Source organism: Streptomyces sp. NPDC092045, from assembly GCF_044756005.1.
Classification (GTDB): Bacteria; Actinomycetota; Actinomycetes; order Streptomycetales; family Streptomycetaceae; genus Streptomyces.
On record NZ_JBIVSC010000002.1, the window covers coordinates 183987 to 200176 of the forward strand.

15 protein-coding genes are annotated in these 16190 nt (G+C 70.0%); 5 read left to right on the forward strand and 10 right to left on the reverse strand.

The features are described 5' to 3' along the window. Window positions 1-41: 41 nt before the first annotated feature. The 4 genes from ACIQKA_RS07605 to ACIQKA_RS07620 form a co-directional block, all read right to left on the reverse strand. The gene (locus tag ACIQKA_RS07605) at window positions 42-1667 is read right to left on the reverse strand and encodes a cytochrome bc complex cytochrome b subunit (RefSeq protein WP_383155614.1); all 1626 of its coding nucleotides are present in this window, start codon (window positions 1665-1667) and stop codon (window positions 42-44) included. After that, window positions 1664-2716 carry a Rieske 2Fe-2S domain-containing protein gene (locus ACIQKA_RS07610; RefSeq protein ID WP_383155616.1) on the reverse strand — a complete coding sequence of 351 codons (1053 nt, stop codon included), beginning with the start codon at window positions 2714-2716 and terminating at the stop codon, window positions 1664-1666. Before ACIQKA_RS07610 ends, ACIQKA_RS07605 begins: the two co-directional genes overlap by 4 nt. Further along, window positions 2713-3522: a c-type cytochrome gene (locus ACIQKA_RS07615; RefSeq protein ID WP_383155618.1), complete on the reverse strand. Its 810-nt coding sequence runs from the start codon at window positions 3520-3522 to the stop codon at window positions 2713-2715. Before ACIQKA_RS07615 ends, ACIQKA_RS07610 begins: the two co-directional genes overlap by 4 nt. A 74-nt stretch (window positions 3523-3596) precedes the next feature. Continuing rightward, window positions 3597-4217, reverse strand: a complete 621-nt coding sequence (locus ACIQKA_RS07620) for a heme-copper oxidase subunit III (protein ID WP_121828461.1) — start codon at window positions 4215-4217, stop codon at window positions 3597-3599. A 202-nt stretch (window positions 4218-4419) separates the two neighbouring features. Here ACIQKA_RS07620 and ACIQKA_RS07625 point away from each other — a divergent pair, with 202 nt between their 5' ends. Beyond that, a complete protein-coding gene (locus ACIQKA_RS07625) occupies window positions 4420-4821 on the forward strand; it encodes a hypothetical protein (protein ID WP_383219247.1) in 402 nt (133 codons plus the stop codon). Between the two features lie 14 nt (window positions 4822-4835). On the opposite strand, the gene ACIQKA_RS07630 is transcribed toward ACIQKA_RS07625, so the two are convergent. The 4 genes from ACIQKA_RS07630 to coxB all read right to left on the reverse strand — a co-directional run bounded on the left by ACIQKA_RS07630 (window position 4836) and on the right by coxB (window position 9308). Further along, window positions 4836-6089, reverse strand: coding sequence for an Ig-like domain-containing protein (locus tag ACIQKA_RS07630; protein ID WP_383154377.1), 1254 nt, complete (start codon window positions 6087-6089; stop codon window positions 4836-4838). A gap of 122 nt (window positions 6090-6211) precedes the next feature. Beyond that, window positions 6212-6610 (reverse strand): cytochrome c oxidase subunit 4, encoded by a 399-nt coding sequence (locus tag ACIQKA_RS07635; RefSeq protein ID WP_121828458.1) that lies wholly within the window; start codon window positions 6608-6610, stop codon window positions 6212-6214. Beyond that, window positions 6607-8346 carry a cytochrome c oxidase subunit I gene (gene ctaD, locus ACIQKA_RS07640; protein ID WP_376243641.1) on the reverse strand — a complete coding sequence of 580 codons (1740 nt, stop codon included), beginning with the start codon at window positions 8344-8346 and terminating at the stop codon, window positions 6607-6609. The genes ACIQKA_RS07635 and ctaD overlap by 4 nt, the downstream gene beginning before the upstream one ends. Next, on the reverse strand, window positions 8343-9308 hold the full coding sequence (gene coxB, locus ACIQKA_RS07645) for a cytochrome c oxidase subunit II (RefSeq protein WP_383154380.1): 966 nt from the start codon (window positions 9306-9308) through the stop codon (window positions 8343-8345). Before coxB ends, ctaD begins: the two co-directional genes overlap by 4 nt. A gap of 378 nt (window positions 9309-9686) precedes the next feature. On the opposite strand from coxB, the gene ACIQKA_RS07650 reads away from it, so the two are divergent. Then, on the forward strand, window positions 9687-11222 hold the full coding sequence (locus ACIQKA_RS07650) for a cysteine desulfurase/sulfurtransferase TusA family protein (RefSeq protein ID WP_402540347.1): 1536 nt from the start codon (window positions 9687-9689) through the stop codon (window positions 11220-11222). Window positions 11223-11295: 73 nt separating this feature from the next. Here the strand turns inward: ACIQKA_RS07650 and ACIQKA_RS07655 are convergent, their stop codons facing one another. Next, window positions 11296-12270, reverse strand: a complete 975-nt coding sequence (locus ACIQKA_RS07655) for a carbohydrate kinase family protein (RefSeq protein ID WP_383154384.1) — start codon at window positions 12268-12270, stop codon at window positions 11296-11298. A gap of 129 nt (window positions 12271-12399) precedes the next feature. Here ACIQKA_RS07655 and ACIQKA_RS07660 point away from each other — a divergent pair, with 129 nt between their 5' ends. Together ACIQKA_RS07660 and ACIQKA_RS07665 are read left to right on the forward strand one after the other, a co-directional pair. Then, window positions 12400-12606 carry a hypothetical protein gene (locus ACIQKA_RS07660; protein ID WP_383154387.1) on the forward strand — a complete coding sequence of 69 codons (207 nt, stop codon included), beginning with the start codon at window positions 12400-12402 and terminating at the stop codon, window positions 12604-12606. Between the two features lie 75 nt (window positions 12607-12681). Further along, window positions 12682-14244: a hypothetical protein gene (locus tag ACIQKA_RS07665; RefSeq protein WP_391093010.1), complete on the forward strand. Its 1563-nt coding sequence runs from the start codon at window positions 12682-12684 to the stop codon at window positions 14242-14244. Window positions 14245-14315: 71 nt separating this feature from the next. Here the strand turns inward: ACIQKA_RS07665 and ACIQKA_RS07670 are convergent, their stop codons facing one another. Then, complete coding sequence (locus ACIQKA_RS07670; protein WP_015033024.1) at window positions 14316-14672, reverse strand: iron-sulfur cluster assembly accessory protein; 357 nt, start codon at window positions 14670-14672, stop codon at window positions 14316-14318. Window positions 14673-14908: 236 nt separating this feature from the next. Here ACIQKA_RS07670 and nadA point away from each other — a divergent pair, with 236 nt between their 5' ends. After that, complete coding sequence (gene nadA, locus ACIQKA_RS07675) at window positions 14909-16096, forward strand: quinolinate synthase NadA (RefSeq protein ID WP_383437575.1); 1188 nt, start codon at window positions 14909-14911, stop codon at window positions 16094-16096. Window positions 16097-16190: the final 94 nt, after the last annotated feature.

Consider the following 16190-nt stretch of genomic DNA (forward strand, 5'->3'; position numbering starts at 1 on the left):
CTCGCCGTGGCGACTTCTCGGGAAGTCGGGGAGTCGGGCGATCAGTGGTGGCCGTGGCCGCTCTGGATCTCCTTGTACTCCTCGACGGTGGGCTTGGCGATCTGGCTGTCCTCGCCGTAGTAGCCCTTGTTCAGCTTGACCCGCAGCTTCTCCATGCGGCCGACCTTCCGCTCGACGCCGTTCTCGTCGACGGCCGGCGGCAGCTCGGCGGGCGCGTACTGCTCGTGCGCCGTGAGGCGGTGCAGCTCGCCCTGGCTGAGCGGCTCGTGGACCTCGACGAACTCACCGTGCGGCAGGCGCTTGATGATGCCCGACTCGCGGCCGTGCAGCACCTTCTCCTTGTCGCGGCGCTGGAGGCCGAGGCAGATCCGCTTGGTGACGACGAACGCGATGACCGGGCCGAGGAAGAAGAAGATCCGCACGAACCAGGTGATCGAGTTGATCGACAGGTGGAAGTGGGTCGCCCAGAGGTCGTTTCCACCACCCACGAGCATGACCATGTACGCGGTGATCCAGGCGACGCCGAAGGCGGTGCGCGTCGGAGCGTTGCGCGGGCGCTGCGCGATGTGGTGCTCGCGCTTGTCGCCGGTGATCCAGGACTCGATGAACGGGTAGACCGCGATCGCGGCGAGCACCGCCGGGAAGATCGCCAGCGGGATCATCACGCCCAGGACGAGCGTGTGGCCCCAGAGGTTGATCTCCCAGCCGGGCATGACGCGGATCAGGCCCTCGGCGAAGCCCATGTACCAGTCGGGCTGGGCGCCGGTGGACACCTGGTCCGGGCGGTACGGGCCGAGCGCCCAGATCGGGTTGATCGAGGCGATCGCCGCGATGACCGCGATGACGCCGAAGACCAGGAAGAAGAAGCCTCCGGCCTTCGCCATGTACACGGGCAGCAGCGGCATGCCGACGACGTTCTTGTTCGTGCGGCCGGGGCCCTCGAACTGCGTGTGCTTGTGGACGAACACCAGGATGAGGTGGGCGACCATCAGGCCCAGCATGATGCCGGGCAGCAGCAGCACGTGCGCCGAGTAGAACCGGGCGACGAAGTCACCGCCGGGGAACTCCCCGCCGAACAGGAACATCGAGAGGTACGTGCCGACGATCGGCACGGACAGGATCGCGCCCTGCATGAAGCGGACACCGGTGCCGGAGAGCAGGTCGTCCGGGAGCGAGTAACCGGTGAAGCCGGTGAACATGCCCAGGAAGAACAGCAGGAAGCCGAACAGCCAGTTGATCTCGCGCGGCTTGCGGAACGCGCCCGTGAAGAAGACGCGCATCATGTGCACGAACATGCCGGCGAGGAAGATCAGCGCCGCCCAGTGGTGGATCTGCCGGATGAGCAGACCGCCGCGCACCTCGAACGAGATGTGCATCGTCGAGTTGAACGCCTCGGACATGAGCTGTCCCTGGAGCGGGACGTACGGTCCGGCGTACTCCACCTCGTTCATCGACGGGTGGAAGAACATCGTCAGGTAGACGCCCGTCAGGATGATGATGATGAAGCTGTAGAGGCAGATCTCGCCCAGCATGAAGGACCAGTGGTCCGGGAAGATCTTCCGCATGTTGGCCTTGGCCAGCGTGTAGATCCCCAGGCGGCCGTCGGCCCAGTCGGCGACCCGCTCACCGGCGGGCGCCTTCTTGCTCGTATCCGTCACGGTGCTCATCCGCGCTCCCAGAAGGCAGGACCGACGGGCTCGTCGAAGTCGCCGAGCGCCTCCAGGAAGCCCTTGTCGTTCACGCCGATCCGCAGCTGCGGAAGGGCGTGACCGGCCGGGCCGAAGATGACGCGGGCGCCGTCGGAGAGGTCGAAGGTGGACTGGTGGCACGGGCAGAGGACGTGGTGCGTCTGCTGCTCGTACAGGGAGATCGGGCAGCCCACGTGGGTGCAGATCTTCGAGAACGCGACGATGCCCTCGTGCGACCACTCGAGCTCGCGCTTGTCCTTGATGTCCTCCGGCTGGATCCGGACGATCATCAGGGCGGCCTTGGCGATCTCGGTCTGGAAGTGGTGGTCGTGCTCCGAGAGGCCCTCGGGCATCGCGAAGGTCAGCGAACCGACCGCGACGTCCTCGGGACGCAGCGGCTCGTGGGTGTTCATGTTGATGAGCTGCTTGCCCTTGGCCCACAGGGTGGTCCGGAGCTTCTTCTCGGGCAGCGGGCCCATGTCGCGCAGCAGGACGATGCCGGAGAGCGGCACGAGCGACAGCGCGCCGAACATCGTGTTGCGGATGAGCTTGCGGCGGCCGATGCCGGACTCGGCGGCGCCGGCCGCGAAGTCCGCCATGACCTGCGCCTTGACCTCGGGCGACGCCTCGATCGGGTGACGCTCGTCGGCGACCTCGACGTCGGACATCAGGGTGCGGGCCCAGTGGACCGCGCCCGCGCCGATGAAGAAGAGGGCCGCGCCGAGGGTCAGACCCAGGGCGAAGTTGAGCGCGGACACCCGGCCGAAGGGCCAGATGTACACGATCTTGTCGACCGGGAAGATCACGTACGAGGCGATGAAGCCGACGGTGGCCAGCATCGACAGCGTGAACATGAAGGCGACCGCGCGCTCGGACCGACGGGCGGCCCGCTCGTCGATGTCCTGGATGCGGGGCTTGTGGGGCGGAAGGCCCGGGTCGGCGAACGGGTCGTCGGCGACCTTCACCGCGCCGTGCGCGGTGTCCTGCCCTGCCGGCAGGTTCTCTTCTGAAATCTCTTGGCTACTCATGACTTCTTGGCCTTAGCGGTGTGGGCCGCGACCCAGACGGCAACTGCGATCAGCGCGCCCAGACCGAAGACCCAGGCGAACAGGCCCTCGCTGACGGGGCCGAGGCCACCGAGCGAGAGACCGCCCGGGTTGTCGGACTTCTCGCTGTTGACGGCCTGGACGTACGCGATGATGTCCCTCTTCTGCTGCTCCGGCATGGTGGTGTCCGGGAAGGAGGGCATGTTCTGCGGGCCGGTCTGCATGGCCTCGTAGAGGTGCTTCGGGCTCACGCCTTCGAGGCTCGGGGCGTACTTGCCGTGCGTCAGCGCGCCGCCCTCACCGGTGAAGTTGTGGCACTGGGCACAGTTGGTGCGGAACAGCTCGCCGCCCTTGGCGGCGTCGGCGCCCGCGGGGTCGTACTGCTTCCCGGTCGGCGTGATCGGGCCGGCGCCGAGGGAGGCGATGTACGCGGCGAGCTGGTCGATCTCGGCCTGCGAGTAGATGTTCTTCTTCTTCGGGACCTGGGCGCCCGGCTGCTGGGCCGGCATGCGGCCCGTGCCGACCTGGAAGTCCACGGAGGCCGAACCGACGCCTACGAGGGAGGGGCCGTCAGTGGTGCCCTGACCGCCGGTTCCGTGGCAGCTGGCGCAGCCGACGGAGTAGAGCTTCTTGCCCTCCTCGATGGCGAGGGACTGGGCGGTTTCATCGGCCTTCGCCGTGCCCGCGGGCGCGAACGCGGCGTACAGCCCCCCCGTGGCCGCCAGCGCGAGAAGTAGGACGACGACCGCCGCCAGCGGATGGCGTCGTCGTGCGGAGAGCTTTTTCACGGATTACCCCGGTGTCAGGATCTTCTGCGTCGATGCTTGCTGGATGTCTCGGTCCGCCGTGTCGGCGGGACCGATTACTTGATCATGTAGATCGTGGCGAAGAGGCCGATCCAGACGACATCGACGAAGTGCCAGTAGTAGGACACGACGATGGCGGCGGTTGCCTGCTCGTGAGTGAACCTCTTGGCGGCGTACGTCCGGCCCAGGACCAGCAGGAAGGCGATGAGTCCGCCCGTCACGTGCAGGCCGTGGAAGCCGGTGGTCAGGTAGAACACGGAGCCGTACGGGTCCGACGAGAGGGAGAGCCCCTCGTGCTTCACCAGCTCGGTGTACTCGAAGACCTGGCCGCCGATGAAGATCGCACCCATCACGAACGTGATGATGAACCACGTCCTGAGCTTCTTCACGTCGCCCCGCTCGGCGGCGAACACGCCGAGCTGGCAGGTGAGGGAGGAGAGCACCAGGATCGTGGTGTTGGTCGCCGAGAACGGGAAGTTCAAGGCGTCTGCCTTTTCCGTCCAGAAGTCGGCCCCCGTCACCGATCGCAGGGTGAAGTACATCGCGAAGAGGGCCGCGAAGAACATCAGCTCGGAGCTCAACCAGATGATGGTTCCGACGCTGGTGAGGTTCGGTCGATTGACCGACGGGTGCGCGTGCCCTGTTTCTACTGTCGTTACTGTCGCCACGACCGACATTATGTCGGTCGCTTATCCCGCCCTCACTCCGGGGGGTGCCGTTCGGAGTGTCAGGGGGGTGTGTCCAGCCCGAACGGCCCAGTGCGGGGCCTCCGGGACGCCCTTCGAACAGGTGTTGAACGGGTGTTGACGGGCTGTGGACCGGAGTAGCATCCGCCGCATCGGTCGACGACCTTCCCACGGACTTCCCCACGGAGGAACGATGCAGTCGAGTGCCACGGTCCTGGTCTACAGCGACGACGCGAACACGCGCGCGCAGGTGCGGCTCGCGGCCGGGCGCAGGCCCGCGGCCGACGTCCCCCCGGTGGAGTTCGTGGAGTGCGCCACACTGCCGGCGGTCCTGAAGCGCCTGGACGAGGGCGGGATCGACGTCTGCGTCCTGGACGGCGAGGCCGCGCCGGCGGGCGGCATGGGGGTCTGCCGGCAGATCAAGGACGAGGTGTTCCGCTGCCCGCCGGTGCTGCTGCTCATCGGGCGCCCGCAGGACGCCTGGCTGGCCACCTGGAGCCGCGCGGACGCCGCGGTCACCCTTCCGGTGGAACCGGTCGAGTTCGCGGCGTCCCTGGCCTCCCTGCTGCGCTCCCGCCTCTCGATCGACGCGTGAGCTGACCGGGCCGGTCAGAGGGAGGGCCGCAGGCGGGCCTGCTCGGTGGAGACCACCGGCTCGCCGGCGGCCTCCACCAGGGCGCTGCCCTGGAGCCACTTGTCCCAGGACAGGTTCCAGTCGCCGAAGCCGTTGCCGAACCCCTCCATCGTGTCCCCTGAGCTGTTGACGGTCTTCACGATGTCGCCGGGGCGCACGGTCTCGAAGAACCAGGCCGCGTTGCCGGTCGACATGCCCACGCAGCCGTGGCTGACGTTCGCCACGCCCTGCGAGCCGACGGACCAGGGCGCGGCGTGCACGTACTCGCCGCTCCAGGTCACCCGGGTGGCGTAGTACACCGGCAGGTCGTACGACTCGGAGCTGCCCTCCGCGATGCCGACGGTGGTGCCCCGCATCCGGACGTAGTACTCCTTGCCGAGCACCACCTTGACGCCGTTGCGCGTGTCGAAGCCGGGCTTGCCGGTGGTCACCGGAATGGTGTTGATCACTTCTCCGTTGCGCTTCACCGTCATGTGGTGGGTCCCGGCGTCCGCGACGGCCTCGATCCGGTCGCCGATGGTGAGCTTCAGCGGCTTGGACCCGCCGCCGTAGAGCTTGTCGCCGACCTTGAGGCCGTCCAGGTTGCCGCTGACCGTGACGGTCGCGCCGGCGGGCCAGTACTCCTTCGGGCGGAAGTGCAGCTTCTTGTCGTCCACCCAGTACCAGGAGCCCTCGACGGAGGGGGTGGAGCGGACCTTGAGGGCGCGCTCGACGATCGCGCGGGAGGCCCGGTCCTTGACGGGGAGGCTGAGCTCGGCGGTGATCGGCTGTCCGACGCCGTACGTGCCCGCCTCCGGCCCGAAGACCGCGGTCAGGGCCCGCTTCGCCGGGGCCGTCTCGAACGTGAACGTACGGGCGCCGGGGGCGCCGTCCTCGTCCTCCGTGGCCACCCGGACGGTGTAGCGGGCCCCGGCGGCCAGGGTGGCCGTGGAGCGCCAGCGCCGCCCGTCCGCGGTGAGTTCGCCCGCCAGGTGGCGCCCCGAGGCGTCGACGGCGGTGACGTCGGTGATCCGGCCCTCGTCGCCCTTGGCGGTGATCTCCAGGGGCTTCTCGGGGTCCGCCTTGGCTCCGTCGGCGGGGGCGCTGACGGCGAGCTGGTCCGCCGCGTCGTACGCCTTCACCGTCAGCGGGTGGTCGTCCGATCCGGCGCACGCGGTGGCGCCCGCGGTGACGGTCACGGCCAACAGAGTGCAGCTCAGAACAGTCCGAATGCGCGGCGTGTCGTTCATGACCTCACCGTAAGAACAACGCTCGGAGGGGGCGCGCCGAGTGCGGCAAAAGAGGGGCCCGGACACTTCGGTGACGAAGCGTCCGGGCCCCTCGGTGTGCTCCGGTGCGGAGCGGGGTACGGCTACTGGTTCTGGTTCTCTCCGCGGTAGAACTCGAAGACCCAGCCGAACAGGCCGACGAGGATCAGCGGGGCGGAGAAGTACAGGATCCACCAGCCCATCGCGACGGCGAGGAAGGCGAGCGCGCCGCCGATGCCGAGCGAGAGCGGCTGCCAGCTGTGCGGGGCGAAGAAGCCCAGCTCACCGGCCTCGTCCGCGACGTCGGCCTCCTTGTCGTCCTGCGCCATCGCGTCGACACGCTTGGCCGTGAAGGCCAGGTAGTAGCCGATCATGATGGCCAGGCCGAAGGCCAGGAAGAGCGCCGTCGTGCCGACCGGCTCCTTGGACCAGACGCCGTACAGGATCGCCATGGCAAGGATGAAGACGCTCAGCCAGATGAACATCTTGCCCTGGATCTTCACTTGCCGGCCTCCTTGCTGCCCGTGAGGGCCTCGGCCTCGTGCGGCTTGTTCTCGAGCTGGTCGAGAGCGGCGATCTCAGGGTGGTGCAGGTCGAACGCCGGGGATTCCGAGCGGATGCGCGGCAGCGTGAGGAAGTTGTGCCGCGGCGGCGGGCAGGACGTCGCCCATTCGAGCGAACGGCCGTAGCCCCACGGGTCGTCGACCTCGATCTTCTTGCCGTACTTGGCGGTCTTCCAGACGTTGTAGAAGAACGGCAGGATCGACAGGCCGAGCAGGAAGGACGAGATCGTCGAGATCGTGTTCAGGGCGGTGAAGCCGTCGGCGTTCAGGTAGTCCGCGTAACGGCGCGGCATGCCCTCGGCGCCCAGCCAGTGCTGCACCAGGAAGGTGCCGTGGAAGCCGATGAACAGCGTCCAGAACGTCATCTTGCCGAGGCGCTCGTCCAGCATCTTGCCGGTGAACTTCGGCCACCAGAAGTGGAAGCCGGCGAACATCGCGAAGACGACGGTGCCGAAGACCACGTAGTGGAAGTGGGCCACGACGAAGTACGAGTCGGAGACGTGGAAGTCCATCGGGGGCGAGGCCAGGATGACGCCGGTCAGACCACCGAAGGTGAAGGTGATCAGGAAGCCGATCGTCCACAGCATCGGTGTCTCGAAGGACAACGAGCCCTTCCACATCGTTCCGATCCAGTTGAAGAACTTCACGCCGGTCGGTACGGCGATGAGGAACGTCATGAAGGAGAAGAACGGGAGGAGCACGCCGCCGGTGACGTACATGTGGTGGGCCCACACGGTCACGGACAGACCGGCGATCGCGATCGTCGCGGCCACCAGGCCGATGTAGCCGAACATCGGCTTGCGGCTGAAGACCGGGATGATCTCGGAGACGATGCCGAAGAACGGCAGGGCGATGATGTACACCTCTGGGTGTCCGAAGAACCAGAAGAGGTGTTGCCAGAGCAGGGCACCGCCGTTGGCCGCGTCGAAGACGTGGGCACCGAACTTGCGGTCCGCCTCCAGGGCGAACAGCGCGGCCGCCAGGACCGGGAAGGCGAGCAGGACCAGGACACCGGTCAGCAGCACGTTCCAGGTGAAGATCGGCATGCGGAACATCGTCATGCCCGGAGCGCGCATGCAGATGATCGTGGTGATGAAGTTGACCGAACCGAGGATCGTGCCGAAGCCGGAGAAGGCCAGACCCATGATCCACATGTCGGCGCCGACGCCCGGCGAGCGGACGGCGTCCGACAGCGGGGAGTAGGCGAACCAGCCGAAGTCGGCCGCACCCTGCGGGGTGAGGAAGCCGGCCACCGCGATGATCGAGCCGAAGAGGTAGAGCCAGTAGGCGAACATGTTCAGCCGCGGGAACGCCACATCGGGCGCGCCGATCTGCAGCGGCATGATCCAGTTCGCGAATCCGGCGAACAGCGGCGTCGCGAACATCAGCAGCATGATCGTGCCGTGCATCGTGAACGCCTGGTTGAACTGCTCGTTCGACATGATCTGCGTACCCGGACGGGCCAGCTCGGCGCGCATGAAGAGCGCCATGAGTCCGCCGATGCAGAAGAAGACGAACGACGTGACCAGGTACATCGTCCCGATCGTCTTGTGGTCGGTGGTGGTCAGCCACTTCACCACGACATTGCCGGGCTGCTTGCGCCGTACGGGCAGCTCGTTCTCGTACGAGCCCTCAGCTGCTGCGGCGGCACCCTGGGTTTCGTTGTGGATGCTCACAGTTGGTTCTTCTCCGCATTCCTGGCCGGGTCCGTCTGCTCGATGCCGGACGGGATGTAGCCGGTCTGCCCCTTCTCGGCCAGCTCCTTCAGGTGCTGCTGGTAGCGCTCCGGGGAGACCACCTTGACGTTGAAGAGCATCCGGGAGTGGTCGACACCGCACAGCTCGGCGCACTTGCCGAGGAAGGTGCCCTCACGCGTCGGAGTGACCTCGAAGGAGTTGGTGTGACCCGGGATGACGTCCTGCTTCATGAGGAAGGGGACCACCCAGAAGGAGTGGATCACGTCACGGGAGGTCAGGACGAACCGGACCTTCTCGCCCAGGGGCAGCCACAGGGTCGGGCCCGGGTTGCCGGTCTGCGGGTTCCGGTCGCCGGGGATGCCGGCGTCGTAGACGCCGCCGGCGTTCTCCGGGAAGTCGTTGATGAACTTGTCCGGAATCGAGGCGAGGTTCTTGTCCGTCTTGGCGTCGCCCTTCACACCGGGCACGTCCTCGACGTAGTTGAAGCCCCAGCTCCACTGGTAGCCGACCACGTTGACCGTGTGGGCGGGCTTGTCGGAGAGCTTGAGGAGCTCGGACTCGTCACGCGCGGTGAAGTAGAAGAGCACCGAGACGATGATGAGGGGGGTGACCGTGTACAGCGCCTCGATGGGCATGTTGTAACGGGTCTGCGGAGGTACCTCGACCTTGGTGCGGGTGCGCCGGTGGAAGATGACGGACCACAGGATCAGGCCCCACACCAGTACACCGGTGACGAGGGCGGCCGCCCACGAGCCCTGCCAGAGGGAGAGGATCCGAGGAGCCTCCTCCGTGACGGGGGTGGGCATACCAAGGCGGGGGAAGTCTTCCCAGTTGTACGAGCAGCCGGTGGCTGTCGCCAGGATCAGGCCCGCAGTCAGCACCTGCGGCAGCTTCCGCCGCATCGGGCGCCGCGACGAGCGGTCGGAGCCGTTGGGACTCACGTAGCGCCTTCCCGAGAGTCTCGGCCCGCGTTGGTCGGCCACGGCCGTCCGTCTCGCTGGTCGGTCGCCGCCCCGTGCCGCGGGCAGGGGTTTGGATGTTTATGCGGACCAAACCCTACTGGACGCTATTTGGGGTCGCGCGGGGAGGGTGCCCAACGCGCCGTCCGACTCCCCGAAGGGGTGGAGCCGGAGGTTCCGGAGGGGGGTCCGGCGCACCCGTCCGGGGGTCCGGGGACGGGCCGGGCGGGTGTTCTGACGAGGGCTCATCGGGAGGGTCCGGACGACACGCCGGGGCGGAGGGGGTGTGCCGGGGGCGGGGGAGGGCCTGCGGAGGGGTGCCGCCGGGGGTCGGGGCGGCGCACGTTCTACCGTGGGCGGATGCCGTACTTCGACGCCGCGTCCGCCGCCCCGCTGCACCCCGTCGCCCGCCAGGCGCTGCTCGCCTCCCTCGACGAGGGCTGGGCCGATCCGGCCCGGCTGTACCGGGAGGGGCGGCGGGCCCGGCTGCTGCTCGACGCGGCGCGGGAGGCCGCGGCGGAGGCGGTGGGCTGCCGCGCCGACGAGCTCGTGTTCACTCCTTCGGGTACGCGCGCGGTTCACGCGGGGGTGTCCGGCGCGCTCGCGGGGCGCCGGCGCGCCGGGAACCGGCTCGTGGTGTCGGCGGTCGAGCACTCCTCCGTCCTGCACGCGGCCGAGGTCCACGCGGCGGCGGGCGGGGCGGTGACCGAGGTGCCGGTGGACCGGTCGGGGGCGGTGGACGCCGGGGCCTTCGCGGCGGCCCTCGGGGAGGGGACGGCCCTGGCCTGCCTCCAGTCGGCCAACCACGAGGTGGGGACCGCGCAGCCGGTGGCCGAGGTGGCCGAGGCCTGCCGGGGGGTGGGCGTGCCGCTGCTGGTGGACGCGGCCCAGTCGCTCGGCTGGGGCCCGGTGGAGGGCGGCTGGTCGCTGCTCGCGGCGAGCGCGCACAAGTGGGGCGGTCCGGCGGGGGTGGGGCTGCTCGCCGTGCGGAAGGGGGTGCGGTTCGCCCCGCAAGGGCCGTCGGACGAGCGGGAGTCGGGCCGGGCGCCGGGCTTCGAGAACCTGCCGGCGATCGTGGCGGCGGCGGCCTCGCTGCGGGCGGTCCGGGCGGAGGCGGAGGCCGAGGGAGCACGGCTCCGGGGGCTGGTGGACCGGATCCGGGCGTGGGTGCCGGAGCTGGTGCCGGACGTGGAGGTGGTGGGCGATCCGGTGCGCCGGCTCCCCCACCTCGTCACCTTCTCCTGTCTCTATGTCGACGGGGAGACGTTGCTGCACGAACTGGACCGGGAGGGTTTCTCCGTTTCGTCCGGTTCGTCGTGCACGAGTTCGACGCTGACGCCCAGCCACGTGCTGCGCGCGATGGGAGTGCTGAGCGAGGGGAACGTCCGGGTCTCCCTGCCGGCCGGCACGGCGGAGGAGGACGTGGACCGCTTCCTCGACGTACTGCCGGGGGTGGTGGCGGGGGTGCGGGAGCGGCTGGGCGTCCCGGCGGCGACGCCGGTGGCCGGTTCCGGCGCGGTGGCCGGTTCCGGCGCGGTGGCCGGTTCCGGCGCGGTGGCCGGTTCCGGCGCGGTGGGCGGTTCCGGCGCGGTGGGCGACTCGGGCCCGGTGGCCGACTCGGGCCCGGTGGCCGACTCGGGCGCGGTGGCCGACGGCGTACCGGTCGTGGACGCGCTGGTCGTGGACGCGCTGGGGCGGCGCTGCCCGATCCCGGTGATCGAGCTGGCGAAGGTGATCGGGGACGTCCCGGTGGGCGGCACGGTGCGGGTCCTCGCGGACGACGAGGCGGCGCGCCTGGACATCCCGGCGTGGTGCGAGATGCGGGGCCAGGAGTACCTGGGCGAGGAGCCGTCCCCGCGGGGCGGCGTCGCGTACCGGGTGCGGCGGGCGGCCTGACCGCGCGGGCCGGGCACGGCGGCGCACCGGCCCGCGCGGGCCCGGGAGGTCCCGGGCCCGGCGGGGGCGGGCGTCAGACGAGGTGCGCGTGGACCTCGGCGGCGGCCTCGTCGCCGTACGCCTTGGTGAAGCGCTCCATGAAGTTGGCGCGGCCCAGGGTGTACTCCTGGGTGCCCAGGGTCTCGATCACGAGGGTGGCCAGCATGCAGCCGATCTGGGCGGCGCGCTCGTGGCCGACGCCCCAGATGAGGCCGGTGAGGAAGCCGGCCCGGAAGGCGTCGCCGACGCCGGTCGGGTCGACCTTGGCCGTCTCCTCGGGGCAGCCGACCTCGATCGGGTCCTCGCCGGCCCGCTCGATGCGCACGCCGCGCGAGCCAAGCGTGGTGACGCGGTGGCCGACGCGGGAGAGGATCTCCGCCTCGGACCAGCCGGTCTTCGACTCGATGAGGCCCTTCTCGTACTCGTTGGAGAAGAGGTAGGTGGCGCCGTCGAGGAGGGTGCGGATCTCCTCGCCGTCCATGCGCGCGATCTGCTGCGAGAAGTCCGCGGCGAAGGGGAGGGAGCGGGTGCGGCACTCCTCGGTGTGGCGGAGCATCGCCTCGGGGTCGTCGGCGCCGATCAGGACCAGGTCGAGGCCGCCCACGCGGTCGGCGACGGCCTTGAGCTCGATCAGCCGGGCCTCGCTCATCGCGCCCGTGTAGAAGGAGCCGATCTGGTTGTGGTCCCGGTCCGTGGTGCAGACGAAGCGGGCGGTGTGCAGGACCTCGGAGATGCGGACCGAGTCGGTGTCGACGCCGTGCCGGTCGAGCCAGGCCCGGTACTCGTCGAAGTCGAAGCCGGCGGCACCCACCAGGACCGGGCTGCTGCCGAGCAGCCCCATGCCGAAGCAGATGTTGGCGGCGACGCCGCCCCGGCGCACGTCCAGGTTGTCCACGAGGAAGGAGAGGGACACCGTGTGGAGCTGGTCGGCCACGAGCTGGTCGGCGAACCTTCCGGGGAAGGTCATGAGGTGGTCGGTGGCGATGGAGCCGGTGACTGCGATACGCACGGCGGGCGCTCCTGCGGGAAGGCGGTAATGACAGTTCACGCTACCCGCTGGGGCCCGCCCTGCCGAACAGTGGAAACTACCCCAGAGTAGGCCTTTTCTCCGCGGGCCGGCGGTGCGTACGGTGCGCCCATGAGTCTCCACCCCGCTCCTCGAGAGCGATACGAGTCCGAGTTGAGCCTGGCGCAGCTCCGCGGCGACGGCGCCCGCATGGCCCCGCACTGGGTGGCGCCGGTGGAGCCGGAGTCCGCTCCGGTCTCCCCCGCCCTGATCAACGGGGTCGTTGTGCCGGCCGCCTCGGCCCGGCTGATCGACGCCACCGCCGAGTACGGCGGCTGACGGAACCGTCCGGGCTCCCGCCCCGTCCCATCGGTGTCTTCCACGGAGATGACCAAGGGCCGAAGGAGCTGAGCCGTGAGCGGTACGGAGAACGGTCGGAGGCGGCGGACGCTGCTCACCGCCTCGGTGGCGGCGGGCGTGCTGCTCGCCGGGGGCGGCGGGGTCTACCTCGCCACCGCGGCGTCCGGCGACGGCGGGGCGGACGGCGCGAGCCGGTCCGCCGACGCCGCCGCGCCCCCGCCCCAGCTGCGCCTGGGGGCCGGCGACGGCGGGACGGACGGGGGCCCCGGGATCGCGCCCGGCGAGCCCGACCCCGGCGGCGGTCCGCGCGGGACCGTCTACAAAGCCAAGGGCCCACTCCCCCAAGGGCCCTCCTCGGCCGCGGTCCACCGGCCCGAGGGCCTGGTCACCTCGGCGGAGGTGACCAGGCTGGCCGACGCGCTCGGCGTCTCCGGGCGCCCCGTCCTGGCGGGCGACGTCTGGTCGATCGCGCCGGAGAAGGACGGCTCGGGGCCGCGCCTCGACGTGGCGCGCAAGGCGCCGGGGAACTGGACGTACTCCTGGTACGACGGCGGTCCGGTCGGCGACACCTGCCTCAAGGGCAAGGCGTGTCCGCCGCCGGGAGAGACGAAGCCCTCGCGCGGCGGCTCGCCGGTGAGCGAGGCGGCGGCGAAGGCCGCGGCGGCCCCGGTCCTGAAGGCGATCGGCCAGGACGGCGCGAAGGTGGGCGCCGGACAGGTGATGAACGGGTCCGTACGGGTGGTCAACGCCGAGCCGGTGGTGGGCGGCCTCCCGACCTACGGCTGGTCGACGGGGCTGCACGTCGAGCCGGACGGCCGGGTGTCCGGCGGGAGCGGGATGCTCAAGGTGCCGGCCGAGGGCGCCGCGTACCCCGTGGTGGGGGCGGCCGAGGCCCTCCGGGAGCTGAACGAGGACTCGAAGGGCACGGGCCCGATCGGCATCGGCGGCTGTGCCACGCCCGCCCCGAACGGGGAGGCGCCGGGCGCCGGGAAGCCGGGGACGGACGAGGTCCCGGGCGCCGGGAAGCCGGGAACGGCGGAGGTTCCCGGCGCCGGGAGGCCCGGGACGGTCGAGGAGGTCCCGGGCGCCGGGAAGCCCACGGGCGGGCCCGTTCCGCCCTGCCAGTCGTCCGCCGACCAGGGCCCGCCGGTCGAGGTGCCGGTGACGGGCGCGGTCTTCGGGCTCGCCGCGCAGGACGTGGACGGCGAGCGGCTGCTCGTACCGGCGTGGCTGTTCACGGCGGACCCGGCCGACGCGGCGCCGTACACGGTGGTGCGGACGGCGGTCGAGGACCGCTCCCCGGCGCCGCCGGTGAAGACCCCGCCGGCGCCCGACGACGGCACGGCACCGGCCCGGCAGGTCCAGTCGTACGAGGCCGGGGACGACGGCCGGAAGCTGACGGTCGCCTTCTGGGGCGGGGTGTGCAGCACGTACGGGGTGACGGCGGAGCAGACCCCGGAGCGGGTCGTCCTCCGGATCGAGGAGACCCCGGCCGAACCGGGCCGGATGTGCGTGGCCATGGCGGTGGAGGTCGTGAGGACGGTGACCCTGGACGCCCCGCTCGGCTCGCGGCCGGTGGTGGACGCGGCGAGCGGCGAGACGGTGCCGCGCCGCTGAGGTCCCCGGCACACGCGTGAGGGCGGGCCCCGGAAGGAGTTCCGGGGCCCGCCCTCACGCACGCGTACGACTTAGCTGAACGAGTCGCCGCAGGCGCAGGAGCCCGTGGCGTTCGGGTTGTCGATGGTGAAGCCCTGCTTCTCGATGGTGTCGACGAAGTCGATCGAAGCGCCGCCCAGGTACGGGGCGCTCATGCGGTCGGTGACGACCTTGACGCCGTCGAAGTCCTTCACGACGTCGCCGTCGAGCGAGCGCTCGTCGAAGAAGAGCTGGTAACGCAGGCCGGAGCAGCCGCCGGGCTGAACGGCGACGCGCAGGGCCAGGTCCTCGCGGCCTTCCTGGTCGAGGAGGGCCTTGACCTTGGCCGCGGCGGCGTCGGACAGGAGGATGCCGTCGCTGACAGTGGTCTTCTCGTCCGATACGGACATCTGCTTCTCTCCCGGTGTGTACGGAGACTGCTTGCCGACGGTGGAAACCGACGGTGCCCCGGATTCATTCCGGGCCGAGTGGATTTTTCCTTCTTTCATGCTCGCACACCCTGTCCAGACGTGCGGACGGCGAATTCGTCACATCGACACTATGGACATCGTCAACGTGACGTGAAGGGGTTATGATAGATAGCGTCATTTAGACGAAAAGGTTCCCCGAAGAAAGGGTGCGTGACGTGACCACGGCCCCAACCCGTCATGAGCTCGACGTCCAGCCCACGCCGCTCGCCCTCCTCCTGCTCGGCCGCGAGGCGGACCCGAAGAGCGAGCGCGGCGTGGAGTGCCCCGGCGATCTGCCGTCGCCCTCCGACCCCGACCTCGTGGAACGCGCCCGCGCGGCCAAGGAGAAGCTCGGGGACAAGGTCTTCGTGCTCGGCCACCACTACCAGCGCGACGAGGTCATCCAGTTCGCCGACGTCACCGGCGACTCCTTCAAGCTCGCGCGCGACGCGGCCGCCAAGCCGGAGGCGGAGTACATCGTCTTCTGCGGCGTGCACTTCATGGCGGAGTCGGCCGACATCCTCACCGGCGACGACCAGAAGGTCGTCCTGCCCGACCTCGCCGCCGGCTGTTCGATGGCCGACATGGCCACCGCCGAGCAGGTCGCCGAGTGCTGGGACGTGCTGACCGAGGCCGGCGTCGCCGAGCAGGTCGTGCCCGTCTCGTACATGAACTCCTCGGCCGACATCAAGGCCTTCACCGGCAAGCACGGGGGCACCATCTGCACCTCGTCCAACGCCGAGCGGGCCCTGAACTGGGCGTTCGAGCAGGGCGAGAAGGTGCTGTTCCTGCCAGACCAGCACCTGGGCCGCAACACCGCCGTCCGCGACATGGGCATGTCCCTGGACGACTGCGTCCTGTACAACCCGCACAAGCCGAACGGCGGGCTGACCGTCGAGCAGCTCCGCGCCGCCAAGATGATCCTGTGGCGGGGGCACTGCTCGGTGCACGGCCGGTTCTCGCTGGAGTCGGTCGAGGACGTGCGGGCCCGCATCCCCGGCGTGAACGTGCTCGTCCACCCCGAGTGCCGGCACGAGGTCGTCGCCGCCGCCGACTACGTGGGCTCGACCGAGTACATCATCAACACCCTGGAGGCGGCCCCGGCCGGTTCCAAGTGGGCGATCGGCACGGAGCTGAACCTCGTCCGGCGGCTGGCGAACCGGTACGCCGACCAGGGCAAGGAGATCGTCTTCCTCGACAAGACGGTCTGCTTCTGCTCGACCATGAACCGCATCGACCTGCCGCACCTGGTGTGGGCCCTGGAGTCCCTGGCCGAGGGCAAGCTGATCAACCGGATCGAGGTCGACAAGGAGACGGAGAGCTTCGCGAAGCTGGCGCTCGAGCGGATGCTGGCGCTGCCGTAACGATTCCTCCGTACCCTCCCGTACTCGCTCCTGTACGTACGCCGAAGGGCGCCCCGCCCGTGTCGCGGGGCGCCCTTCGGCGTACCCGCCGGGC